22 protein-coding genes, 1 tRNA gene and 3 pseudogenes are annotated in these 22,551 nt (G+C 72.2%); 16 read left to right on the forward strand and 10 right to left on the reverse strand.

The genetic code is table 11. The annotated features are described in order from the left end of the window. Positions 1–56: 56 nt before the first annotated feature. A complete protein-coding gene (locus ACQCO7_RS19680; RefSeq protein WP_464073099.1) occupies positions 57–548 on the reverse strand; it encodes a hypothetical protein in 492 nt (163 codons plus the stop codon). Further along, entirely contained in the window at positions 545–1,579 is a 1,035-nt protein-coding gene (locus tag ACQCO7_RS19685) for a GNAT family N-acetyltransferase (protein WP_464073100.1), read from the reverse strand. Before ACQCO7_RS19685 ends, ACQCO7_RS19680 begins: the two co-directional genes overlap by 4 nt. A gap of 220 nt (positions 1,580–1,799) precedes the next feature. On the opposite strand from ACQCO7_RS19685, the gene ACQCO7_RS19690 reads away from it, so the two are divergent. The 3 genes from ACQCO7_RS19690 (at position 1,800) to ACQCO7_RS19700 (ending at position 4,915) form a co-directional block, all read left to right on the forward strand. After that, positions 1,800–2,828, forward strand: coding sequence for a hypothetical protein (locus ACQCO7_RS19690; protein WP_464073101.1), 1,029 nt, complete (start codon positions 1,800–1,802; stop codon positions 2,826–2,828). A gap of 111 nt (positions 2,829–2,939) precedes the next feature. Further along, positions 2,940–4,343, forward strand: a complete 1,404-nt coding sequence (locus ACQCO7_RS19695) for a hypothetical protein (protein ID WP_464073102.1) — start codon at positions 2,940–2,942, stop codon at positions 4,341–4,343. Continuing rightward, entirely contained in the window at positions 4,340–4,915 is a 576-nt protein-coding gene (locus ACQCO7_RS19700; protein ID WP_464073103.1) for a hypothetical protein, read from the forward strand. The genes ACQCO7_RS19695 and ACQCO7_RS19700 overlap by 4 nt, the downstream gene beginning before the upstream one ends. Positions 4,916–4,986: 71 nt before the next feature. Here the strand turns inward: ACQCO7_RS19700 and ACQCO7_RS19705 are convergent, their stop codons facing one another. Then, positions 4,987–5,433: a nucleoside-diphosphate kinase gene (locus ACQCO7_RS19705; RefSeq protein WP_464073104.1), complete on the reverse strand. Its 447-nt coding sequence runs from the start codon at positions 5,431–5,433 to the stop codon at positions 4,987–4,989. 180 nt (positions 5,434–5,613) lie between these two features. Between ACQCO7_RS19705 and ACQCO7_RS19710 the strand changes: the two genes are divergently transcribed. Further along, the gene (locus ACQCO7_RS19710) at positions 5,614–6,393 is read left to right on the forward strand and encodes a class I SAM-dependent methyltransferase (RefSeq protein ID WP_464073105.1); all 780 of its coding nucleotides are present in this window, start codon (positions 5,614–5,616) and stop codon (positions 6,391–6,393) included. Then, entirely contained in the window at positions 6,390–6,950 is a 561-nt protein-coding gene (locus ACQCO7_RS19715; RefSeq protein ID WP_464073106.1) for a GrpB family protein, read from the forward strand. Before ACQCO7_RS19710 ends, ACQCO7_RS19715 begins: the two co-directional genes overlap by 4 nt. Here the strand turns inward: ACQCO7_RS19715 and ACQCO7_RS19720 are convergent. Beyond that, positions 6,937–7,089, reverse strand: coding sequence for a hypothetical protein (locus ACQCO7_RS19720; RefSeq protein WP_464073107.1), 153 nt, complete (start codon positions 7,087–7,089; stop codon positions 6,937–6,939). The genes ACQCO7_RS19715 and ACQCO7_RS19720 overlap by 14 nt on opposite strands. 630 nt (positions 7,090–7,719) lie before the next feature. Between ACQCO7_RS19720 and ACQCO7_RS19725 the strand changes: the two genes are divergently transcribed. After that, entirely contained in the window at positions 7,720–8,712 is a 993-nt protein-coding gene (locus ACQCO7_RS19725; protein WP_464073108.1) for a LuxR C-terminal-related transcriptional regulator, read from the forward strand. Positions 8,713–8,909: 197 nt separating this feature from the next. Beyond that, positions 8,910–10,847: an AfsR/SARP family transcriptional regulator gene (locus tag ACQCO7_RS19730; protein WP_464073109.1), complete on the forward strand. Its 1,938-nt coding sequence runs from the start codon at positions 8,910–8,912 to the stop codon at positions 10,845–10,847. Positions 10,848–10,896: 49 nt separating this feature from the next. Here the strand turns inward: ACQCO7_RS19730 and ACQCO7_RS19735 are convergent. Beyond that, positions 10,897–10,970, reverse strand: a tRNA-Thr gene (locus ACQCO7_RS19735). Between the two features lie 214 nt (positions 10,971–11,184). On the opposite strand from ACQCO7_RS19735, the gene ACQCO7_RS19740 reads away from it, so the two are divergent. From ACQCO7_RS19740 to ACQCO7_RS19750, 3 genes are all read left to right on the forward strand, one after another. Then, positions 11,185–12,270 carry an ABC transporter ATP-binding protein gene (locus tag ACQCO7_RS19740; RefSeq protein ID WP_464073110.1) on the forward strand — a complete coding sequence of 362 codons (1,086 nt, stop codon included), beginning with the start codon at positions 11,185–11,187 and terminating at the stop codon, positions 12,268–12,270. Between the two features lie 209 nt (positions 12,271–12,479). Next, on the forward strand, positions 12,480–12,938 hold the full coding sequence (locus tag ACQCO7_RS19745; protein ID WP_464077244.1) for a hypothetical protein: 459 nt from the start codon (positions 12,480–12,482) through the stop codon (positions 12,936–12,938). Positions 12,939–13,066: 128 nt separating this feature from the next. Further along, positions 13,067–13,798, forward strand: coding sequence for a nucleotidyltransferase family protein (locus ACQCO7_RS19750; protein ID WP_464073111.1), 732 nt, complete (start codon positions 13,067–13,069; stop codon positions 13,796–13,798). Positions 13,799–14,046: 248 nt separating this feature from the next. Here the strand turns inward: ACQCO7_RS19750 and ACQCO7_RS19755 are convergent, their stop codons facing one another. Then, entirely contained in the window at positions 14,047–14,964 is a 918-nt protein-coding gene (locus ACQCO7_RS19755) for an aminoglycoside phosphotransferase family protein (protein WP_464073112.1), read from the reverse strand. Between ACQCO7_RS19755 and ACQCO7_RS19760 the strand changes: the two genes are divergently transcribed. Together ACQCO7_RS19760 and ACQCO7_RS19765 are read left to right on the forward strand one after the other, a co-directional pair. After that, positions 14,963–15,607, forward strand: coding sequence for a rhomboid-like protein (locus ACQCO7_RS19760; protein WP_464073113.1), 645 nt, complete (start codon positions 14,963–14,965; stop codon positions 15,605–15,607). The two genes, ACQCO7_RS19755 and ACQCO7_RS19760, sit on opposite strands and share 2 nt — an antisense overlap. Positions 15,608–15,616: 9 nt before the next feature. After that, positions 15,617–16,210, forward strand: a pseudogene (locus tag ACQCO7_RS19765) (NAD(P)/FAD-dependent oxidoreductase); the annotation flags it as partial. On the opposite strand, the pseudogene ACQCO7_RS19770 reads toward ACQCO7_RS19765, so the two are convergent. Next, positions 16,194–16,794, reverse strand: a pseudogene (locus tag ACQCO7_RS19770) (alcohol dehydrogenase catalytic domain-containing protein); the annotation flags it as partial. The pseudogenes ACQCO7_RS19765 and ACQCO7_RS19770 overlap by 17 nt on opposite strands. A gap of 170 nt (positions 16,795–16,964) precedes the next feature. On the opposite strand from ACQCO7_RS19770, the gene ACQCO7_RS19775 reads away from it, so the two are divergent. Both ACQCO7_RS19775 and ACQCO7_RS19780 read left to right on the forward strand, forming a co-directional pair. Continuing rightward, positions 16,965–17,654 carry a pentapeptide repeat-containing protein gene (locus tag ACQCO7_RS19775; protein ID WP_464073114.1) on the forward strand — a complete coding sequence of 230 codons (690 nt, stop codon included), beginning with the start codon at positions 16,965–16,967 and terminating at the stop codon, positions 17,652–17,654. A gap of 3 nt (positions 17,655–17,657) precedes the next feature. Further along, entirely contained in the window at positions 17,658–18,329 is a 672-nt protein-coding gene (locus ACQCO7_RS19780) for a hypothetical protein (protein ID WP_464073115.1), read from the forward strand. A 283-nt stretch (positions 18,330–18,612) separates the two neighbouring features. Here ACQCO7_RS19780 and ACQCO7_RS19785 read toward each other — a convergent pair whose 3' ends face one another. After that, positions 18,613–19,113 carry a hypothetical protein gene (locus ACQCO7_RS19785; protein ID WP_050374585.1) on the reverse strand — a complete coding sequence of 167 codons (501 nt, stop codon included), beginning with the start codon at positions 19,111–19,113 and terminating at the stop codon, positions 18,613–18,615. Between the two features lie 39 nt (positions 19,114–19,152). Here ACQCO7_RS19785 and ACQCO7_RS19790 point away from each other — a divergent pair, with 39 nt between their 5' ends. Next, positions 19,153–20,550, forward strand: coding sequence for a M1 family metallopeptidase (locus ACQCO7_RS19790; protein ID WP_464073116.1), 1,398 nt, complete (start codon positions 19,153–19,155; stop codon positions 20,548–20,550). Here the strand turns inward: ACQCO7_RS19790 and ACQCO7_RS19795 are convergent. Continuing rightward, positions 20,543–21,055: a GNAT family N-acetyltransferase gene (locus tag ACQCO7_RS19795; RefSeq protein WP_464073117.1), complete on the reverse strand. Its 513-nt coding sequence runs from the start codon at positions 21,053–21,055 to the stop codon at positions 20,543–20,545. The genes ACQCO7_RS19790 and ACQCO7_RS19795 overlap by 8 nt on opposite strands. Before the next feature lie 157 nt (positions 21,056–21,212). Next, positions 21,213–21,509 (reverse strand): annotated as a pseudogene (locus tag ACQCO7_RS19800) (ATP-binding protein); the annotation flags it as partial. A 183-nt stretch (positions 21,510–21,692) separates the two neighbouring features. Here ACQCO7_RS19800 and ACQCO7_RS19805 point away from each other — a divergent pair. Beyond that, positions 21,693–22,547 carry a helix-turn-helix domain-containing protein gene (locus ACQCO7_RS19805; RefSeq protein ID WP_464073118.1) on the forward strand — a complete coding sequence of 285 codons (855 nt, stop codon included), beginning with the start codon at positions 21,693–21,695 and terminating at the stop codon, positions 22,545–22,547. Positions 22,548–22,551: the final 4 nt, after the last annotated feature.

Genomic DNA, 22,551 nt, shown 5'->3' on the forward strand with positions numbered 1-22,551 from the left:
GTGGGCGCCGACGGGGTGAGTCCCGTCGGCGCCCACGCCGTTGCCGTCGTCCACGCCTACGCCGTCGTCCGCGTGCCCCCCGGCACCAGTGTCTCCTCCGCGCTCAGCACGAACCGTTCCAGCTCCGCCGAGCCCACCGCGTACGGGCAGTACTCGCGCCGTACCCGTTCCACCGCCGCCCGCGCGCTCACCCCGGCCACCGCCATGTCGAGGCAGGCGAGCGCGGCGCCGGTGCGGCCGTGGCCGCCGAAGCAGGCGACTTCGAGGGTGGCCCCGCCCCGTAGCTCGACGGCCAGTTCCCGGACGCGGGTGAGGAGCAGTGCCGACTCCACGGGCGCCTCCAGCGTGGGCCAGAACACGAAGTACGGGCGGCGGGCGTCGGCCTCGCCGTGCCAGCGTTCGTCGAGGTAGAGGCCGAAGTCGGCGGGCCCGGCGTGCGGCGCGCCCAGGCGGCGCTCGGGGCTGTCCAGGGAGGTGCCCCACACCGTGAGGCCGCCGACCCGGTAGCGGGTCCTGAAGTGGCGGTCCTTCTTCGGGCGGTCGGTCATGTCGTGCTGCCTTCCTCTCGTGTCGCTCCGGCGGATCCGGGGATCCAGAAGCCGGCCGTGTGGTGTTCGCCGGGCCCGAAGGCCGCCTTGAACCTCGTCACCGAGGTGCCGGGGTAGGTGTCGCCCAGGTGCAGGGTCCGGGCGCCGCGCGCGCAGGCGTCCTCGGTCATCAGGTGGACCAGATACGTCGGCGCCTGGGTCAGCGCGGCGCCCTCCTTGTCCATCGCGGCGGCCCAGTACACGGCCTGCGGGCCCCGGTGCAGGGCCACCAGCGCGGCGACCGGCGCGCCCTCGTGCGACGCCAGCCACACCTGGCAGTCGTCCCCCAGGTGCCGGGCCACCGCCGCGAACTTGGCCGGCGGATTCTTCTCCCGCACCTTGCGCAACGTCTCCTCGGGCGCGTCCCCCGCCTGCCCGGCCCACCGCACGGCCGACAGTTCGAACAGCCGCTGGAACTGGGGCACGAGCCGTCCCGTACCGTCCCGCTCCACGTCGAGCCCCGCGCGCTCGGCCTTCCGTACGGCCCATCTGGCCCGCTTGCCGAACCGGTGCCGCCACACGTGCCCGAAGCCGCCGTCCAGGTCCAGGACCTGGGTCAGCCGGGGGTTGCGGCGGGTGCCCTGCGGCATCTGTGACTCCCACAGCGGCGCCGAGGCGGTGTCCGGGCGCAGGTACACCGTCCGTGCGGGGAGCCCGGCCAGGTCGTCCACCACGGCCCGCGCGCGCTCGGCCGTCAGCGCCCCCGGCGCCGCCACGGCCCCGCCGACGCCCCAGCCCTCCGGCCAGGACGCGTACGTCCCGCCGTCGGCCGCCCGCACCAGCGGCACCAGCAGCCTCGTGCCGTCCGGCCAGGTGTAGAGACGCGACGCGTCCCGCCACCCGTTCGAACACACGGCGCTCCGCCAGCCGGCGGTCTGACTGGGCAGCACGCCGTCGCCCGCCTCGCGGGTGACGGCGTCCCAGAGGGGGGCGGGGACAAGGGGGTCGACGCGGACGCCGAGGGCCAGGGCGCTGCGGGCGGTTACGGTCATGAGGGCACATCCTGTGGGGTGCCGGGAGGTGGGGTAAGAGGGGGTTCCTCCGCGTGGAACGGTGGGGCGGGGACGCGAGCGGGTCCGTTCCGCGGGGCGGAACCGGTGGCTGCGGGGGTGGTGACCGCAGGCATCGTGGGCCGGACCGTTCCGCCTCCGTGTCCGTCCCGCGCCCGTCCCGGCGCCCGTCCCGAGAGCCGATGCCGTGGAGCCGCAGTCCGTGTCCCGCCCCGACGACCCCGCCCCGGCGCCGGACCGGACCCGGTTGGCCTGGGGACCGGTCGGCTGGGAGCTGACGAGCGGGGACCCGGCGGAACACCGCTGGTTCGCCGCGCACCTGTCGGTCACCGGCGATCACCTGCCGTACGCCGCGCCGCTGCGTACGTTCAGGATCGAGGTGCGTACGGGGGCGTCCGACGAGTGGCGGGGCCCGGCGGGTCCTGTCGTCCTCATCCGCGACGTCCCCCACCACCGCACGGCCGTCGAGGGCCACCCGGCCTGGGTCAGGGCCGGCGGCGCGCCGTACGCGTACGTCCACCGGGGCGGGGACGACTGGCTGGTCCTGCGTGAGGAGCGGGGTGCGGACCGTTTCCGCCCCGCCGAGACCCTGGCCGCCGAACTGCTCAACGTGACCCTGGCCGGCCTCGGCGGCACGACCGTCCACGCGTCGGCCGCCACCGCCCCGCACGGCACCCTCTTCGCGGGTGCCTCCGGCACGGGCAAGAGCACCTTGGCCCTCGCCCTCGCCGCCCGGGGCGGCGCCTTCATCGCGGGCGACCGCAGCGTGCTGCTGCCCGGCGAGCACCGCTGGCACATCGCCGGCGCCGCCGTGGCCGCCCGCTTCGGCCGCGGCACGCTCCACGCCACGGGCCACGCCGAACGCGTGGACGCCGCACGGCTGTTGCGCCGCAGCTCGCCGAAGGCGCTCCTGACCCAGACCGAACTCCACGGCCTCCTCGGCACCCGCACCTCGGCCGGCGCCCCCCTGGCCCGCGTGGCCCTCCTGGAACACGCCACCGGCGAAGCCCCGGCGGTGACCCGGGTCCCGCCGGACGAAGCCGCGCCCCTGCTCCTCCCGCACCTCCTTCCCGCCCCGGCGCCGTGGTGGGACGGCTCCCCGCCCCCGCCGCCCGTCCTCGCCCCCTGCCCGCCGGTCCCCGTGTTCCGGGTGCGCTGGAATCCCGTGGTCCACGCGGCCGGGACCGTCCTGCGCCTGCTGGACGGGGCGGGGGCGGCGGGCCGGAGCTGAGTCCGAGGCGTGTTCCGCGCCGGGGAACGGCCCTTCCCGGCGGGCCGGAGGCGTTGCGAGGCTGACGGCCGTTGCGGTCGTGTCCGGTCGTCGAGTGAGGAGTCGCGCGTCGTGAGAATCCACCGGCGGGTTCCCGCATCCGTACGCTCCGGCGCGGGACCGGTCCTCGGGGCCCTCCTCGTGGCCGCCCTGCTCCGCGCGGCGGCCCCCGTCGCGGCGGCCCTGCTGCTCCTGCGGCACGGGCCCGACGACCTCGGCGGCGGGTACGCGCTCGCCGCGTGCGCGGCGGTGTGGTGGGCCGCCCGGACCCTGGAGGGAGTCCTGGTCCCCCGCGCGGCCCGCGCGGTCGATCACGCGGCCCGGCGGTCCGTGCTGGACGCGCTCGCGCGGGCCGCGGACGCCCGCCGGCTGGACCCGGACGACCGGGAGCTGGGCGACGCCGCGCACGCGGCGGCGGGAGTGGCCGTGCGGTGGGAGCCGAAGCCGGGGACGGCGGCCGGTCCGGCGGCCCGGCTGGTGCGCGACGCGGTGACCGTGGGCGGGGTCTGCGCGGCGCTGGGGGCGGCGTACGCCCCGGCGGGGTGGCTCTGCGCCGGCGTCGCGGTCCTCGCCGGGGCCGTCCGGGTCCGGCGGCACGCCCCCGCCGACGCCGGGTTCGGCCGTACGCGGTGGCTGACCCTGGCCCGGCGTATCCGGCGACGGCCCGTGACGGCCCGGGGGTCCGCCCTGGCCCTGGCGCTGACGGCGTTCCTCACGGCGGGCGCCCGTCCGGGCCTTGAGGCGGGCGCGGCCCTGGCCGCCGTCCTGCTGTACCGGGCCGGGGCCGCCCTCCAGGACCTCACGGCGCTGCGGCACGGGGTCACCGCGCTGAGACGGGTGCGCGCCCTGTCGGCGACGGCGGCGCGTCCCCGCGCACCCCGTGATCCCGCCGAGCACCTGACCGTCCGTCCGCTGCCCGGCGGCGGCCTGCGCATCCGTCTGACCCAGCCAGGACCCGCCGGCCGCCCGCAGGTCACCGAGGTCGGCGCGGCGCCCGGCGCGTACGTACGCCTCACCACGACCCGCGCCGCCACGGACGTTCTGCACCACCTCATGACGACCGCCACCGGCCCCGTGGTCATGGTCCCGCCCGACCCGTTGCGCCTGGGCTTCGCCACCCTGGCCGACAACGTCACCCTGGGCAGTAGCCCCCTGCCTCTCGACCCGGCCCACCTGCAACCCGGGCTGGACCACCTGACGGCCGACCCGGCCCACCTGGCCGCCGGCTTTCCGTACGGCCCCCGTACCCTCCTCTCCGCCCAGTACAGCCGCGGCGTGGACCTGGACGACCACGCCTGGTCCGCCGTCATGGCCGCCCGCCTCACCGCCCGCCTGCCCGCAGGCCCCGCCCTGATCTGCCTCGCCGCGTCCCCGGCTCCCGCTCTGGCGAGGGCCCTGGACCGGGCACGTGCGCGGGGGGCCTGCGTCCTGCGCCTGGATTCCGTACCCGTCACCGCCGCCCCGGAGCCCGTATGACCCACCCCGTCCTCCTCTGCGTCACGACCGCCGCCGGCGCCTCCCTCGGCTGGTGGACGGCCCACGCCTCGCCGGGCCGTCCCGCGACGGTCCTGGCCCTGGCCCTGGCCCTGTGCTGCCTCGGCAGCGCCTGGCGCGCGGGGCCGGCTGGCTTCGCCGTGGACCGGACGGTCCGCGTCGTCACGGCCCTGTCCGTCCACCCCGCGCTGGCCCTGGCCCTGCTCCCCCTCTGCCTGCCGCACCGCCCGCCGACGGCCCGCCCGCCCCTCACCGGCGAGGCCGCCGACGCCGCCCGCGCCATCCGCAGGATCGTCCGCGCGGCGGTGGAACCGAGGGACTGGCCGGAAGTGACGGCATGGCGTCTCATGCCCCTGCTCGTGACCCATCACGAGCGGCACGCGAGCACGGTGGCAGCCGCGACGGCCCGGGCGTCGGTCCGGTCCCTGCCGGGCGGACTCCCGATGGCGGCGGCCCTCCTGCTGACGGCGGCGACGGTGTGGGCGGTCCCCGGGGCGACCCTCACGGAGGCCCAGGCGGTGCTGCTGGCGGTGACGATCGCGACGGCGGCGTAGGGCCCGGGGCGGCCGGCGAGGCTCTTCGGGGGCGGGGGCGGCATCACCGCGCGCCCCGGCTCTTCACGCCGCTATGCGGCCCGGCGCCCCAGCAGCTCCCCGAACACCGCCCGCTCGTGGTCCCGTTCCCCCACCGTCTCCGGGCAGTGCACCACGTTCCTGCGCTCTCCACACCCCAGCTCCGCCCGCAGCCGCCGCTTCACGGCCAGCGTCCGCCGTATCGCGTCCTCCCCCCGTACCGCCAGCAGCTCCACGGGCCCCTCGCACAGATAGGCCAGGGTCGACGCCCCGTCGGGCTCGTCGGCCTTCTCGGGCAGCCAGCGCCGCGCATCGGCCGCCCGCAGCCGGAACGACCCGACCGCCTCCACCTCAAGGCCCGCGCCCCGCAGCGCCGAGACCACGGTCCCGGACAGCCCGCGCGCGACCCCGTCGGGTTTGACGAGGGCGTGGGTGGAGGGGGAGAGGTCGCAGCGGGCGGGCAGGGCGAAGCCCGGCAGAGTGGTCCAACGGATCCGCATCGGCCCTCCGATATCGTCGCCGGCCGGCATCGTCGCCCCGATCCTGCCCCCGCCCCCGCCCCCGCGGTACTCGCCGTTCCGCGCGGTGAAATGTCCCGGTCGCACCGGCGGAACCCTCGCTAAGGTCGCTCGCAGGAGCCGGAAGAACGGCGCACCCACAGCACGGGAGGGGACCATCAGATGACGAGGGACCGGGGCCTGGCCCACGCCCGGAAGTATCTCGGAGACTTCGAGACGCTCGTGGCCGCGAGGATCGAACAGCAGGGCAGGGTCCGGCTGCTGGAGGCGGGCTGCGGCTACGGCGTCGCGATGATGGAGCTCGTCCGCGCGTTCGGGGACGCGGTCGAGGTGCACGGCTTCAACTACTCCCCGGTCGACGGCGACGAACGCCGGATGCGTACGGAGGCCGTGCGGCGGGGCGTCTTCACGGAGCAGGACCTGGCCGGCGTCACGCTGCCGAGGATCACCTTCTGCGACGCCTCGAAGCCGCTCCCGTTCCCGGAGGGCTCCTTCGACTTCGTCTACAGCCAGGCGTCGATGTACCTGTACGACGACAAGGCGGCGTTCCTGCGGGAGTGCAACCGCCTGCTCGCCCCGGGCGGGGTGGCCCGCGTCAACCCGTCCCTGCACTTCGACGAGAAGGACGCGCCGGAGAAGTACCAGGGGTACTGGGAGATCTGGGACGGGGGCCGGGAGGTCGAGCTCGGCGACCACCTGGAGCGCGTCGAGGGCATCGACCTGGTCTGGCCGGCGGGCCGGGAGCACCCCGACCTCGCGTACGTCGAACTGCGCCGTCAGGACGAGCTGGACCTCGGCCTGCGCCTGGTGGCCTCCGTCGACCTGAACTTCCTGTGGCACGAGTGGGGCGGCGTGCGCAGCGTCTACTCGACGCAGGTGGAGTTCACCCCCCGCTACAAACGCGAGCAGGGCCGCCCGGCGACGGCCGGGAGCCCCGCGTGACGCGCACGGTCGAGATCGTCCCCTACGACCCCGCGTGGCCGGCGGAGTTCGCGGCCCTCGCCGGCCTCCTGCGGCCGGCCCTCGCGAACGCCTCCCGCATCGACCACATCGGCTCCACCTCGGTGCCGGGACTCGACGCGAAACCCGTGATCGACGTACAGATCTCCGTCCCCGCCCTCACCCCGGACGACGCCTTCCGGACCCCGCTGGAAGCGCTCGGCTTCCGTTACCGGCGAGACAATCCCGACCTGTCGAAACGGTATTTCCGTGAGCCGGAGGGTGCCCGCCGCGTCCACCTCCACGTCCGCCGCGCAGGCAGCCTCGACGAGCAGCTCAACCTGGTCTTCCGGGACTTCCTGCGCGCCCGCCCCGACACGGCCCGGCGGTACGCGCGGACGAAAAGGGAGCTGGCGGCCCGGCACCGCCACGACGGCCAGGCATACACCGAGAGCAAGGGTCCGTTCATCTGGGCGACACTGCGCGAGGCCGCGGCCTGGGCCCAGGAGACCGGCTGGGAACCGGACCCCGGCCGCGGGACCGGCGTCAGTCCCAGATGAGGCCGTCGCCGTCGGCGTCGCCGTCGGCGCGGACGGTCGTCACGTGCTGGCCGGCCGGCTGCTCGGCGTGCAGGGCGAGACCGGCCAGGGCGAGGACGGCGGCGACGAGAATCCCGTGGAAACCGAGGGTACGAGACATGGGGGTACCTCCAGAAGAATTGCGATGAATCGGTGGGGGTAATTCGTTCACGCACCGAAATCGACAGATTTCCTAATTCAGAAATCCCATTCTTTTCCGGTGGGAGCGGGGGGCGCTTCTTCGCCTTTTCGCTGTCCGCGTCGCCGCGTCCCTCGCTTCGTTTTCGATTCTGGAGGTCCGTACCGGTCGGCAGAAGCGGGAAAAGCGGCCCGGCCGCTTTGGGCCAGCGCCGGCGACCCGGCCGTCTCCGGCCACCCCGTCGACCACGCGCCGGACGCCCTGCCCTCGCTCCGAGCAGGGCCAGTACCGCACGCAGACACGCGTGAGCCCGTGCGGGCGGGTGGATAGGGAAGCGATAGCGGACCGAAAGTCCGGCCCCCTTGTGTGAGAGGTGCGCACGGTGATTGCTGCGCCCCGAAGAGTGGCGGCCCCCTTGAGATACCGCCCCGGACAGGGATGGAGGTCATGTTCGATGACATGTTTCTCACGCGGCGGGCGACGCGGCGACGAGCCTTCGGCCGTCGCCGCTTTGCTGTTTTCCGCATCGAACGGCTTATTAACCCGTGCCCCTGGTCCGGGGGCATGGATAGGACGGTTCTCTCAGCGGACGGAGACGGAGGTGGGGCGGGAATGAAGGCCGTGTTGGGGTTGGCCGGGCTCGATCGGGTGCAGGAGATCGTCTACAGCGCGACGCTGGAGGACCCCGCACTGGACGCATCGGCGCTGGCGGAGCGACTGCACCTGGACGTCGCCGAGGTGCGCGACGCCCTGGAGGTCCTGCTCGAACTGCGCATGGTGCGCCGCTCGCACGAGGAGCCGGAGCGGCTCGTCGCGGTCGATCCCGTGGTGGGTCTGCAGAACCTGCTGGCGCGCGAGCACGAACAGCTGCTCGCGCGCCAGCAGCAGATCTCGGCGAGCCAGTCGATGGTGCTCAGGATGCTCGCGGACCGCAACACGAGCGTCGCCTCCGCCACCACCGAGGGGGTGCAGCGGCTGGAGGGGATCGACGCCGTCCAGCAGCGCCTGGAGCGGTTCTCGCAGGAGGTCAAGTGGTCCGTGGAGACGTTCATGCCGGGCGGCGCCCAGTCCGCCGCCGCGCTGGAGGCCGCGCGGCAGAACGACGCCCGGGTCATGGCCCGCGGCGTGGTGATACGCACGATCGGGCTGGACTCCGTACGCGAGCACGAAGGGACGCTGGCGTACGCCCGCTCGCTGACCGACCGGGGCGGCGAGTTCCGTACGGTCGCCGCGCTGCCGCCCCGGATGGTGGTGGTGGACCGCAGCTCCGCGCTGGTGCCGATCGACCCGGAGGACAGCCGCAAGGGGGCGATGTACCTGACCGAGCCGGGCATGGTGGCCTCCCTGGTGGCCCTCTTCGAGCAGGTCTGGGACGTGGCCACGCCGTTCGGCAGTGACCGCAGACCCGACAGCAGCGGTCTCTCCGCGCAGGAGAAGGCTTTGCTGGCGCTCATCGCACAGGGGCACACGGACGAGTCGGCCGCCTCCAAACTGTTCATCTCGGCGCGCACGGCCCGGCGGACGATGGCCGGAATCATGGAACGCCTGGGAGCGCGCAGCCGGTTCGAGGCGGGCGTGAAGGCCGCTCAGCTCGGCTGGCTGTAACGGGGAACGGCAGGATGCGGACCGGGCTGGGGTTTCCGAACAGGGCAACTCCTTGGTGACATACGCGATTTGCTCAGGAGTACTGGATCTTTCAAACAAGTCCGTGATGTGAGTAGACTGACTTCGGGGCGAGTTGGGAGAAATTCGCAGGCCCTGAGGACCTTGACGGAGCTGCCGTCGGAAGCAGAGGCGGAGCGTTGGAACCTGTCTTTCGAGTTCTCGGCCCGCTCAGACTGACCGGCCCGCAGGGGCCGATCCGGCTCCCCGCCGGACGCGAGCGGGCCGTCGTCTCCCAGCTGATCCTCAACACCAACAAGGTGCTTTCGGTGGAACGGCTGGCGAACGCGGTGTGGGACTACGACGCCCCGTCCACCGCACGGACCCAGATCCAGATCTGCATCTCGCGGCTGCGCCGGGCGTTCGACGAGGCGGGGCTCTCCGGGCGGATCGTCACCTCCCGGCCCGGCTACCAACTGGTCGCCGAGCAGGGCGAGGTGGATCTGCTGGTCTTCGAGCGTGAGGTCTCCGAGGCCCTGCGCATGATCCGGCGCCGCGCCACCCCCGAGACGACCGCCGAGGGGGTCGCCCTCGCCCGGCGTGCGCTCGGGCTGTTCACGGGCGAGCCGCTGGCGGACGTCGGCAGCGAGGTCGTCCAGTCCGTGGCCCGCCAGCTCGCGCAGCGCCGGCTCCATGTCCTCGAAGTCTGCCTGGACGCGCAGCTCGACCTCGGGCAGGCGGCCGACATCGTCGACGAGATCGCCGCACTGGTCGCCGAGCATCCGCTGCACGGGCGGCTGCGGGCGCTCAGCATGAAGGCCCTGCAGCGGCTGGGCCGGCGGGCGGACGCGATCGCGGTCTACCAGGAGGCGCTGCGCGAGTACCGCGACCGGCTCGGTCTCGAACCCGATCCCGAGCTGAGACAGCTGCATGAAACGATTCTGCAAGACATGAGTTACCCGGTGAGGGAGAGCCGGGACCCCGAGGAGACCCGCGGCCACGCCCCCGAGCCCCACGGCGCCCTGCGCCCCCCTTCCCTCGGCCGCGAACTCCTCCCCATGCCCGGCACGTACCACCTCGACGGCCGCACGGAGGAGTTCCGCATGCTGCGGGAGGCGCTGCGGCGGGCCAGGTCGGCGGGGGCGGGGAGGTCCGGCTCGGCCCCGACCGGTCCCGGCGTGCCTCCCGGGCCCGTGTTCGTCTCCGTCTCCGGTCCACGCGGTATCGGCAAGACGGCCTTCGCCATCGCCGCCGCCGTCCGTCTCGCCCAGGACTATCCGGACGGCCGGCTGTACCACGACATGCACCGCGGGGACGGCACCGACGTCGACGCCCACACCGTCCTGGCGACGTTCCTGCGCACGCTCGGTGTGCCCTCCGCCGACGTGCCGCCGACGCTGGAGGAGCGCTCGGCGCGGTACCGGGAGCTACTGCGAGAACGCCGGGTGCTGGTCGTCCTCGACGGCGCGCAGGACCGCCAGCAGGTCCTCCCCCTGCTGACCGACGGCTCCAGCAGTGCCGTCATCCTGGTCAGCCGGGTGCCGTTGGCCCCGCAGCCGGCGGCCCGGCGCATCCGCCTCGGTCACCTCGACACGGACGCCTCCATCAGCTTCCTCGTCCGGCTGGTGGGCGCGGCCCGCGTCTTCGCCGAGCCGGAGGCGGCCCGCCGCCTCGCGGAGCGCTGCGCCGGGCACCCGCTGGCCCTGACCGCCCTGGCCTGCCGTCTCGACCGCCGTGCCCAGTGGCCCCTGTCCCGCCACCTGAAGTCCCTCATGGACGACGCGACCCTCCTGGACCAGCTCTCCACCGGCGGGCCGAACGTCCGCGCCGCCCTCCAGGCCAACTACGACGACCTGCACCCCACCTCCCGTCTCCTCCTCCAGCGCCTCGTCCTGCGGGACGACGACCGCCCTTTCTCCCCGGAGGTGGTGGACGCCCTCTTGGACTGCCCTCCCGGCGCCGGCATGGAAGTCCTGGACGACCTGGTGGTGGCGGGCCTGGTGGACGTACGCCACGGCTCCGACGCGACGGAGACCTACCGCCTGACAGGCCTGATCCACCTCCTGATCCGCGAGCACACCTCACCACGCCCCTCGACCGGCCTCGCACTTTCACTGAGCGGGCCGTCCGACGGGTGAACCAACGACAAAGGCCAGGTCAGAACACACCTGACCTGGCCTGAAAAAGAGCCCCCTGTCGGATTCGAACCGACGACCTACGCATTACAAGTGCGTTGCTCTGGCCAGCTGAGCTAAGGAGGCGTGACGTACACGACTGGGTACGCGACCCGTGCAGTGTACCCAAGCCGATCCGCCGCCCCGGCGAAAATTTCCGCGAAGTTCACAGTCCCCCAGGTGCTGACATACCGGAAAACGCGAGGTAGCGTCCTGAGGCAGTCCACCCGTGGACTACACCACCACCTTCCTACAACGGATCGTCCGGCACGTTCCTGCCGGTAGAAGGGGGCCTAGCACCATGGCCACTGTGTCTTTCGACAAGGCGACCCGGATCTACCCGGGTACCGAGAAGCCCGCCGTCGACGGGCTCGACATCCACATCGAGGACGGGGAGTTCCTGGTCCTCGTCGGCCCGTCCGGCTGTGGAAAGTCGACCTCCCTGCGGATGCTCGCGGGTCTTGAGGACGTCAACGGCGGAGCCATCCGCATCGGCGACCGCGACGTCACGCACCTGCCGCCCAAGGACCGGGACATCGCCATGGTGTTCCAGAACTACGCGCTGTACCCGCACATGTCGGTCGCCGACAACATGGGCTTCGCCCTGAAGATCGCCGGCGTCCCGAAGGCGGAGATCCGCGCGAAGGTCGAGGAGGCCGCGAAGATCCTCGACCTCACGGAGTACCTGGACCGCAAGCCGAAGGCGCTCTCCGGCGGTCAGCGCCAGCGTGTCGCGATGGGCCGCGCGATCGTGCGTGAGCCCCAGGTCTTCCTCATGGACGAGCCGCTGTCGAACCTCGACGCCAAGCTCCGTGTGTCGACGCGTACGCAGATCGCGTCCCTCCAGCGCCGCCTCGGCATCACGACCGTGTACGTCACGCACGACCAGGTCGAGGCCATGACGATGGGCGACCGCGTCGCGGTCCTCAAGGACGGTCTGCTCCAGCAGGTCGACACCCCGCGCAACATGTACGACCGCCCGGCGAACCTCTTCGTCGCCGGCTTCATCGGCTCCCCGGCGATGAACCTCGTCGAGGTCCCGATCGCCGACGGCGGCGTGAAGTTCGGCAACGCGGTCGTCCCGGTCCAGCGCGACGCGCTCTCCGCGACCACCGACAAGACGGTCACCGTCGGCGTCCGCCCCGAGCACTTCGAGGTCGCGACCGAGACGGACAAGGGCCTCGTCGTCACCGTGAACGTGGTCGAGGAGCTCGGCGCCGACGCGTACGTCTACGGCACCGCCAAGGTCGGCGAGGAGTCCAAGGACCTCGTCGTCCGCGTCAGCGGCCGTGCCGTCCCGGAGAAGGGCTCCACCCTCTCCGTCGTCCCGCGCGCGGGCGAGACCCACGTCTTCTCCACCTCGACGGGCGCGCGCCTGTCGGACTGACGCGAGCTGTGCGAAGGACCCCGTGGCCGGAAGGTCGCGGGGTCCTTCCGCGTTCCCCCGAAAATCCCCGACACTCCCGACTTTTCGGGCAGGAACGTCAACCCCCTACCCAATAACCGCCACTTCATCGTCCCCCATCCGAGTGACTAAATGTCTCCAAATCATTACTGGGCGCTACCATCACTGGCGTGAAGCACTCGAAGCGCTCCGTGGAGCACACCACCACGCGGACGCGACGCGGCGGCCGGGGTCCCGCCCGCCGGATCGGTCGCTCCCTCGCCCTCGTCCTGCCTGTCGTCATGGTGCTCTCCGGGACCCTCGCGGTGACCCGGGTGAACTGGACCGGGAACCCGTCGGACTCGGTGCTGACCGCGTCCGACGTCTCCGCGCCACGCACCGGTCACGGCAGCGTCGCCCGCGCACCGCAGGACGTCCTGCGCGACCAGCTCCTCACGGAGCTCCAGCAGAAGGACCCCGGCATCGCCCTGACCCACCTCCAGCAGGCGGTCAACGGCAAACCGGCGCTCGCGAAGCACTGCGCGTCCATCGCGCGGGCGCTGGGCCGCGCCGCCGTCCGGGCGTACGGTCCCAGTCGCGCCCAGTCCTTCTCCCGCCCCGTCTGCGACACGTCCTTCGCGTCCGGCGTCCTCGCGGCGCACACGGGCTGAGCCGACCGCACGCCGACCGCCGTACGACACCGACCGGCCCCGGGGACATGAACCCCCGGGGTCGGCCCATGTCCATGTAAGAACCCCTTCCCCGCACCCCCCTCACCCCCGTCTCGTACAGTGCGGTCATGACCGACCCGCACGCCGCGCCGCGGCCCACACAAGCCGTCATCCTCGCCGGGGGCCAGGGCTCACGGCTGCGCCCCTACACCGATGACCGGCCCAAGCCGATGGTCGAGATCCCGGGGACGGGGACGCCGATCATCGGCCACCAGCTGAACTGGCTCGCGGAGGAGGGGGTGACCGACGTCGTCGTCTCCTGCGGGCACCTCGCGGACGTCCTCCAGAAGTGGCTGGACGACACCGACCTGCCGGTCTCCGTCACGACGGTCGTCGAGCCCGAGCCGCTCGGACGCGGGGGCGGCCTCAAGTACGCCGCGGCCCGGCTGCCGCACCCCGACCGGCCCTGGTACGCCACCAACGGCGACATCTGGACCCGCTTCTCGCTGCGCGAGATGGCCGACTTCCACACGGAACGCGACGCCGTCGCCACGATCGCCCTCGCCCGCCCCCGGATCCCCTGGGGCGCCGTCCAGACCGACGGCTTCGGCCACGTCACCGACTTCATAGAGTCCCCGCCCTCGACGTTCGAGATCAACGCGGGCGTGTACGTGTTCTCACCGGAGTTCGCCGAGCTCCTCCCGGAGCGGGGGGACCACGAGCGGAGCACGTTCCCCCAGCTCGCGCGGGAGCTGAGGCTGGCGGGGTTCCCGCTGCCGCAGGGGGCGTACTGGCGGGCCATCGACACCGCCAAGGACCTGACCGAGGCGGCCAAGGAGCTTTCGGCCCTGGGGCGTTGACCGAAAGCGGTATTCCGCGCGGGGTGTGATCGTCCCCTAGTCCTGGAAGGCCCGGTCCAGCGCTGCGCTGAGCTGGGCCTTCGGCATGTTCAGGGCGGCCGAGTGGGGGAGGCCGGGGAGGAAGGCTTGTCGCTCTGTTCTCGATGCCAAGGATCGGGCTGTTGTCGGGTCCAACGTGCCGCGTTTACCGGGAGTTCCCGAGTCGTCACGCAATTTCCAGATCCTCCCCGCCCTTCGTGCCGCCGCCCTCAGAGATTCCGAAGCCGCCGCGCGATTTCCAGGTCTTCCTCGTCGAGCGGTTCGCCGTCCTCGATGTTCCAGAGGGAGTTCTCCAGGAGGCGGCCCAGGGTCCAGGCGCGTGCTCGGGCGCGGTCCAGGCCGAGGCCGGAGGTCATCGCGTCGAAGCGCCAGCGGATGTCGTCCGCGTCGAAGCGGTTGGCGATGGCGGGCCAGAGGTCGTAACCGGGGTCGCCGGCGAGGGGTTTGGGGTCGATGGCGAGCCAGGGCGCGCGGTCGGCGGCGAGGACGTTCTCGTCGTGGAGGTCCCAGTGGAGAAGGCGGTCGCCGGGTTCGTCGACGACTTCGGCCACGGCGGAGGCGCAGTCGGCGACGATACGGCGGTGCTCGGGGTCGGGGATGCGGGCCAGCGCGGCCGGCGTGCGCTCCAGCATGGACGCGGCGATGTCGGCGAGGCTGCGCATGCCCTGCGGCGCGGGCCCGGCGGTGAGGTGGGCGAGCAGCCCGGTGATGACCTCGACGGAGGTGTGGGCGTCGGCCACGCGCGCGAGCATGCGCGTGGGGTCGAGGCGTTCGAGGAGCATCGTCCCGGTGGCGTCGTCGAGATCGAGGAGCCGGACCGCTCCGTCGCCGTCCCACAGCCGCAGGGCGACCGCCTCGCCCTCGCTCTCCTCGTCGAGGAGTTGCAGCTTCAGGACGGCGCGCAGGCCGTCCGTACGGACGACGGGCAGGATCAGCGCGCACATGCCGTGCATCGACGGCCCGTCGAGCCGCAGGTCCCAGCGTGCGAGGAACTCCTCCGCGAGCGCCGGCAGCCCTTCCAGGAAAGCCACTCCGGCCGCCCCGTTCGCCCTTTGCTGAGACTTCACTAATCCGTGCGGAATGTCGATCACCCCCCGGACGATACTGAACTGCGTGAATCCGCTCATGCGAATCAAGCGCGGACTGCGGGCAGTCGGAAGGTACATCCGGCGCTCCCCGGGGACCTACATCTGGCTGGGCGTCCTGCTGTTCACGACGGCCGCCGCGCACCGCATGTCGCCGCAGTTCGAGGAGGAGTTCCTGCGGCAGCGGTCGACGAACCTGCACGAGCTGTCGGACAACCCCGTGCGCGTGCTGCTCGCGAGCGCGATGTGGCTGGACGGCGGGTACTGGCTGCCGTACGCGGCGCTGTACTCGGTGATCCACGCGCCCGTGGAGCGGTGGCTCGGGACCGCGCGCTGGCTGGCCGTCGCGGCCGGCGCGCACGTGCTGGCGACGCTCATCAGCGAGGGGGCGCTGCTGGTCGCGATCGAGCAGGGGATCGCGCCGAGGTCGGCGATGAACACGCTGGACGTGGGGGTGAGCTACGCGCTGGCCGGGGTCGCGGCGGTCCTCACGTACCGCCTGCGGGCGCCGTGGCGGTACGTGTGGGCGGCGGGGCTCCTGGTGTTCTTCGCGGCGCCCATGGCGGTCACGCCAACGTTCACCGACCTCGGGCACTTCATCGCCGTACTGCTGGGGCTCGCGGCGTATCCGATGACCAAGGGACGACGAGATCCGAAGGGGACAGCCCTCGCCCGGACGGGCTAACGTCCGCGCGTGGGTGCCTTCGCGAACGGCGGTGTCTCCTTCTGGTGGGCCGAGAACGGCCTCCCCCGGGAGTGCGATCCGCTGCCCGGGGACGCGACCGCCGACGTCGTGATCGTCGGCGGCGGATACACCGGGCTGTGGACGGCGTACTACCTCAAGAAGGCCGACCCCTCGCTCACGGTCACCGTCCTGGAGCGCGCGTTCTGCGGGTACGGCGCCTCCGGGCGCAACGGCGGCCGGCTGTACAACGGGATCGCCGGACGCGACCGGTACGCGCGCGTGCATGGCCACGAGGCCGCCGTACGGCTCCAGCGGGCCATGAACGACACCGTCGCCGAGGTCGTCGCGGTCACGCGGGCCGAGGGGATCGACGCGGACGTCCACCGAGGCGGCGTCCTGGAGATCGCCCGTACGCCCGCGCAGCTCGCGCGCCTGCGCGCGTTCCACGAGCACGAGCTGGCGTACGGCGAGACGGACCGCGAGCTGTACGGGCCCGCCGAGACGTCGGAACGGGTCCGTATCGTCGACACGCTGGGGTCCACGTGGACGTCGCACGGCGCGCGCGTACACCCCGTCAAGCTGCTGACGGCCAGTCGGGGGTCGTGCAGTCGAGGGAGAGGTCGGCGCCGTTCGCGCGCGCCTGTGCGGTCTTCGCCGGGCCGCCTGCCAGGGCTATGACCGTGGCGCCCCGGTGTTTGGCGTACTGGACCAGGAGCGTGCCGAGTCCGCCCGCCGCTGCCGGGACGATGGCGATCGAGTCGGGGGTCAGGGTGGCGAACTGGAGGATGCCGAGGGCTGTGCGGCCGGTGCCGATCATGGCCACGGCCTGGGCCTCGTCGAGGGGGCGGGGATCTCGTGGAGGCGGGTCACGTCCGTGACGGCGAGTTCGGCGTAGCCGCCGGGGGCGAAGCCGAGGTGGGCGACCACCCGGCGGCCCAGCCAGGTTCCGGCCACGCCCTCGCCGAGGGATTCGACCGTGCCGGCGACTTCGCGGCCCGGGATCGTCGGGAGGGCGGTGGGGGTGGGGCCGGGCCCTGGATGCCTTGTCTCAGGGCTGCGTCCAGGAGGTGGACGCCTGAGGCGCGTACGGCTATGCGGACCTGGCCGGGGGCGGGGTGGGGGTCGTCGGTCTGTTCGTAGGTGAGGTTCTCGGCGGGGCCGAAGGCGTGGAGGCGGATGGCGTGCACGGGTCCCCCTAGGGTGCCGGTTGTCCGGTGTTCTTGTCGTACGAGTCGGGTGTTCTCCAGGCTTCGGCCTCAACCCCGCTTGAGGTCGAGGAGCTTGTCGCCGAAGGCCCCGGTGGCGGAGTTATCCACAGGCCAGGGGCGTTGTCAGTGGCGGGGTGCAGGATGGGGGCATGGCGAGCAACGGACGTGGCGGCGGCGACAAGCGGGGCGGGGTCAAGGGGGCCCGGCGGCCCGAGCTGCGGCTGCCGGAGCTGCGGGGGTTCGAGGGCGGGGAGGTGGAGCCGGACGGGGATTACGACGGGGTGGAGCTGAAGGAGCTGGACCTGGCGGGGCAGGACGGCGCGGGGGCGACGTTCATGGACTGCGCGCTGACGAGGTGCGCGCTGGACGAGACGCGGCTGAGGAACGCGCGCTTCCTGGACTCCCGGCTGACGGCGCCGCGCGGGGTAGGGACGGACCTCGCGGACGCGACGCTGCGGGACGTGGAGGTGACCGACGCGCGCCTGGGCGGCACGCAGATGTTCGGGAGCGTGCTGGAGAGGGTCGTCGTGCGGGGCGGGAAGATCGACTATCTGAACCTCCGGCAGGCCCGTCTCAGAGATGTCGTTTTCGAAAACTGCGTTCTCGTCGAACCGGACTTCGCGGGCGCGCGTATGGAACGGGTGGAGTTCGTCGACTGCGCGCTCAAGGGCGCGGACTTCAGCGCGGCGACCCTGTCGGACGTCGATCTGAGGGGAGCGGTCGAACTGGGCATCACCGCCGGTGTGGACCGACTGCGCGGTGCCGTCATCAGTACGGCACAGCTGCTCGATCTCGCACCGGTGCTGGCGGGGGAACTGGGGATCAGGGTGGAGGAGTGACCGATGGGCACGTTTTACGGAAACGTACTGGTGGCGCGGCCGTGCCAGGAAGTGGTGCCGCTGCTCTCCGAGGAGACGGCGGCGGGTCGGCCCGCGATACGCGGGTACGCACTCGCGGTGGGGCCCAGCCACACCGTGATCCATCCCGCTGAGGAGACGGAGGCGCTGACCCTCGCGGAAGCGGTGAGCCGCCGCCTGTCCGTCCCGACGCTGGGGATGTACGTCTTCGACTCGGACGTACTGGTCATGCAGGTGTACGACGACGGCGAGCTGCGGCACGTCTACGACTCGTGGCCGGGGTACTTCAGCGGGGAGCGGCCCGCCGACGCGTGGGCCTCCGGCCAGGCCCCCGACTGGCCCGAGCCGCTCGGTGCCGCCCCCACCGCGTTCCTCCCCTTCGCCGCCGCGCCCCTCGACATCCCGGCGCTGGAGTCGGTGCTGCGCTGCGTGCCGCTCGCGCGGGAGGACGGCAAGGACGGGCGGTACGTGTTCGCGGATGCGCAGCACTACGACGTGATGGCGCTGCTGGGGCTGTCGGCGCCGAGGCTGAACACGGGGTACGGAGCGCTGTCGCAGGGGTACCTGCCGCCGGGGACGGCGTTGACGGAGCTGTGGCTGCTGGGCGGGGCGACGTTCTGGGCGGGGGGTGCGCCGGCGGGGGCGTCGGGGATGTGACGGGCAGTGCGGGGTGCTGATGCCGGGTTCTTCAGCGGCGCGTCGTTCAGGGGCGCGGGGCGCTGAGAGCGGGGGTATCGGTGGCGCGGGGCTGGGGGCCGGTGCAGGGCCGAGGGCGCGAGGCTGGGACGCCGGTGCAGGGACGGCCGGGGGCGCGGGGCTGGGGCGATCTGCGGCTCCGCCGCGTGGGCGCGGCCAGCCGCCATGGCACCGCAGCCGCACGGCACCGCAGCCGCCCGACGGCCTCGCCCGGCACTTTCCGCCGCGCCCGCCCCCGCAGGGGTCAGCTCAGCCGGGGGAACTTCGCCTGGAGGGTCCAGATCGCCGGGTTCTCCCCCAGGTCCTCGTGCAGATCCGTCAGGTCCTCGATCAGGTCGTGCAGGAAGTCCCGCGCCTCGCGCCGCAGCTCGCTGTGGGAGAACGTCAGCGGTTCCTCCTCCACCCGCATCCAGTCCGCCTCGATGTCCACCCACCCGAACCGCCGCTCGAAGACCATCCGGTCGGTCGACTCGGTGAAGTCCAGCTCCGCGTACTGCGGCCGGGAGGCCCGGGACCCCGCCGGGTCGCGGTCGATCCGCTCGACGATGTCGCACAGCGCCCACGCGAAGTCGAGCACCGGCACCCACCCCCACGCCGTGGACACCTCGCGGTCCGCCTTCGTGTCCGCGAGGTACACGTCGCCGCAGAACAGGTCGTGGCGCAGAGCGCGGACGTCCGCGCGCCGGTAGTCCGTCTGCGGCGGGTCCGGGAAGCGGTTGGAGAGGGCATAGCCGATGTCGAGCACGCCCCGATGGTGTCATGGCCGCGTCCTAGGATCTCCGACATGTCCAGACGAAGCCGCGCCGCCGCCGTAGCCGTCCTCCTGCTCCTGGGCGGATGCAGTTCCGACGACGGCGACGACAGCGAGGGCGCGGCCGGTGTCGGGGACCCGTACTTCCCGAAGGCGGGGAACGGCGGGTACGACGTCACGCACTACGACCTGACGCTCGACTACGTCCCCGGGACCCGCCATCTCACCGGTACGGCGGTGATCACGGCGCGCGCGACCCGGCAACTCACCTCGTACCACCTCGACTTGACCGGTCTGGACGTCGAGAAGGTCACCGTCGACGGTGAACCGGCGCGGACGAGCCGCTCCGGGCAGGAGCTGACGGTCCGCCCCGCGACCGGCCTCTCCGAGGGCACGGTCTTCACGACGACCGTCCGCTACTCCGGCACGCCACAGACGATCACCGACCCCGACGGGTCCGAGGAGGGGTGGCTTCCCACGGCGGACGGTGCGGTCGCGCTCGGGGAGCCGGTGGGGTCGATGGCCTGGTTCCCCGGGAACCATCACCCCTCCGACAAAGCGACGTACGACCTGAGAGTGACGGTGCCGGAGGGGCTTACGGCCGTTTCCAACGGGGAGTTGGTGAGCGAGAAGGCTGCCGGCGCGGGGCGGCGTACGTTCGTCTGGCGCGCCGGGGAGCCGATGGCGAGCTATCTCGCGATGCTGGCGGTGGGGAAGTTCGAGGTGCGGCGTACGGCTGTTGGCGGGCTTCCGGTGTACACGGCCGTCGATGCGACGCAGGTCGCGGCAAGTCGTGTGGTTGTGGGGCGACTTGGGGATGTTCTCGACTGGGCCGCGTACAACTTCGGGCCGTATCCCTTCCGTTCGACCGGGGTTGTGGTCGGGCGGGCCGGTGACGCCGGGTACGCGTTGGAGACGCAGAACCGACCCTTCTTTCCCGGGCCTCCTGAACTCTCCACGTTCGTCCATGAGTTGGCCCATCAGTGGTTCGGGGACTCGGTGACGCCTCGGACCTGGCGCGACATGTGGCTCAACGAGGGGTTCGCCACGTACGCGGAGTGGTTCTGGTCCGAGGATCACGACGGGGACACCGCTCAGGAGATCTTCGACGCCGTGTACGCCGGGGACTATTACGACGACGCCGAGGCCAACGAGGCGATCTGGGCGTTCGCGCCGGGTGATCCGCCGGGGGCCGACCGGATCTCCGATCCACCCGTCTACATGCGGGGCGCCATGGTCGTCCACAGGATCCGGCAGATTCTGGGGGACGACGCGTTCTACGACTTCTTGCAGGGGTGGACCCGTGAGCATCGTCATCTCGTCGTGGACACCGGGGAGTTGAAGGCGTACCTGGAGAAAGTGGCCCCGGGTGAGGACTGGGACGGGGTGTGGAAGCAGTGGGTGTACGGGAAGTCCAAGCCCTCTAGTTGACCAATAGCTTCCTCAACACCGCGCACGGACGCTGGAGTTGACGGTCCTTTCGGCGGTCGATGAGTTCGTAGCCGAGGGCTGTCCAAAAGGCCATGCCCTGCGGGTTGTTGTCGAGGACCGCCAGGCGAACCGCCGTTCGGCCCGCCTTGCGGAACGTGTCCTCCACCGCCTCCGCGATGCGGCGGCCGTGGCCCTTGCGGCGTTCGTTCACCATCAGGAGGCCGATCCAGGGGTCCGGGTCCTGGGGGTCGGGGTGGTGTGCCAACGTGACCGCGATACCGGCGAGTTGACCCTCGCTGCGGGCGAGCAGGACCTCGGCGTCCGGGTTCGCGAGTTCGTCGGCCAGTTCCTTCGCGATCTGCTCCGGGCGGATGTCCGTGGGGTCCGGGAAGTCGCCGCTCAGGGCGAAGAAGGTCTCGTTCGCGGCGTACAGGGCGGTCAGTTCGGTGAGTACGGGGGCAGGGATGTCGTGGTCCGGGGTGAGCGGGAGGGGCGCGAGGATCATGCCGCGAGGGTAGTGGGGCGGACCTCGAACCAGAGGAGCTGCCGGTGACGGGGCTGCCGGGGTCGTCCTGGAGGGGCCAGCCGCCCCAGGCGTACGCGTATTCCTGTACGAGGCAGAGCCCTCGGCCTCTCTCCTTGTGCACCGGGGGCATCGGGGTGCGGCCGGCCGTGGGGTGCGCGAAGGGTTCCGGGATGTGGGGGTGGGTGTCCCAAATACCCACGCGCAGGCCGCCGTTGCCGGGGCCGGTGAGACGGACGGAGGCGGGGCCGGTGGTGTGGCGGTATGTGTTGGTGACCAGCTCGGAGGTCAACAGTTCGACGGGGTACAGGAGTTCGTGCATCGAGTAGGTGGTGAGGGCGGCGCGGACGGTCATGCGGGCGATGCGGGAGGCTCGGGGGTCGTGGGGGAGGCGGAGGGAGTAGGTCCAGGTGTCGGGGTTGGGTACGGTGCTCATGGGTGAACTCCGGGAGGAAGGGGACGCGGTGGCTCAACTGCCGCATGCTGCGTGCGGAGTTGGGCGGTACGTGAACTACCGTAGAGCCGTGCGGGAGATTTATCTCCCAGTTTCTGGAGATGTACCTTCGTTTCCCTCGTGTGGGTGACGAGCGCGCCGCGTTGCGGCCTGACAGGAGGTGCCGTGCCACCCACGAACAATCCCAGCTACCGCCAACGGCGCCTCGGCGTGGAGCTGCGCAAACTCCGTGAGCGGGCCGGGCTGACGGTCACGCAGGCGGGCGTGCATCTGGGCGTCAACCAGGGGCGCGTGAGCATGATCGAGACGGGGCGCAGCGCGTTGAGTGCGGATCGGGTTCGGGGGATGGCCTCGGCGTACGACTGTGCGGACGAGGCGTTGGTGGAGGCGCTGGCGTCGATGACCGGACGCCGGGGGCGCGACTGGTGGGAGGAGAGCCGGAACCACGTACCGGCCGCCCTCGTGGACCTGGCCGAGTTGGAACATCACGCCACAGCGCTGCGCGTCGCCCTCGTGGTCCACATCCCGGCGCTGCTCCAGACCGCCGACCACGCCCGCGCGCTCTTCCGGTCGGTCGTACCGCCCATGCGGCAGTACGAGGCGGAGCACCGGCTCACCCATCGCATCAAGCGGCAGGGCGTACTGCACCGCGCCGACCCACCCCCGTACACCGCGATCATCCATGAGGCCGCGCTGCGGATGAACTTCGGCGGCTCTTCCGTCGCCCGTGGACAGTTCAAGCACCTGCTCGACATGAGCGAACTGCCCCATGTCACCATCCGGATAGTGCCGTTCGGCGCGGAGGACTTTCCGAGCACGGGGCAGTCCTTCGACTACGTGGAGGGTCCCGTCCCTCACCTCGACACCGTTCAGCTCGACTCGCACCACGGTGCCTGTGAATTCCTTGATGCGGAGGTCCAGTTGGGCAAGTACCGAGCTGTACTGAACCGCATGGACTCCTGCGCCCTCGATCCCGCCCGCACCCGCGACTTCATCCACCGCCTCGACCGGGACCTCTGAAAGG

The sequence above is a fragment of the Streptomyces saintjeani genome (assembly GCF_055409605.1).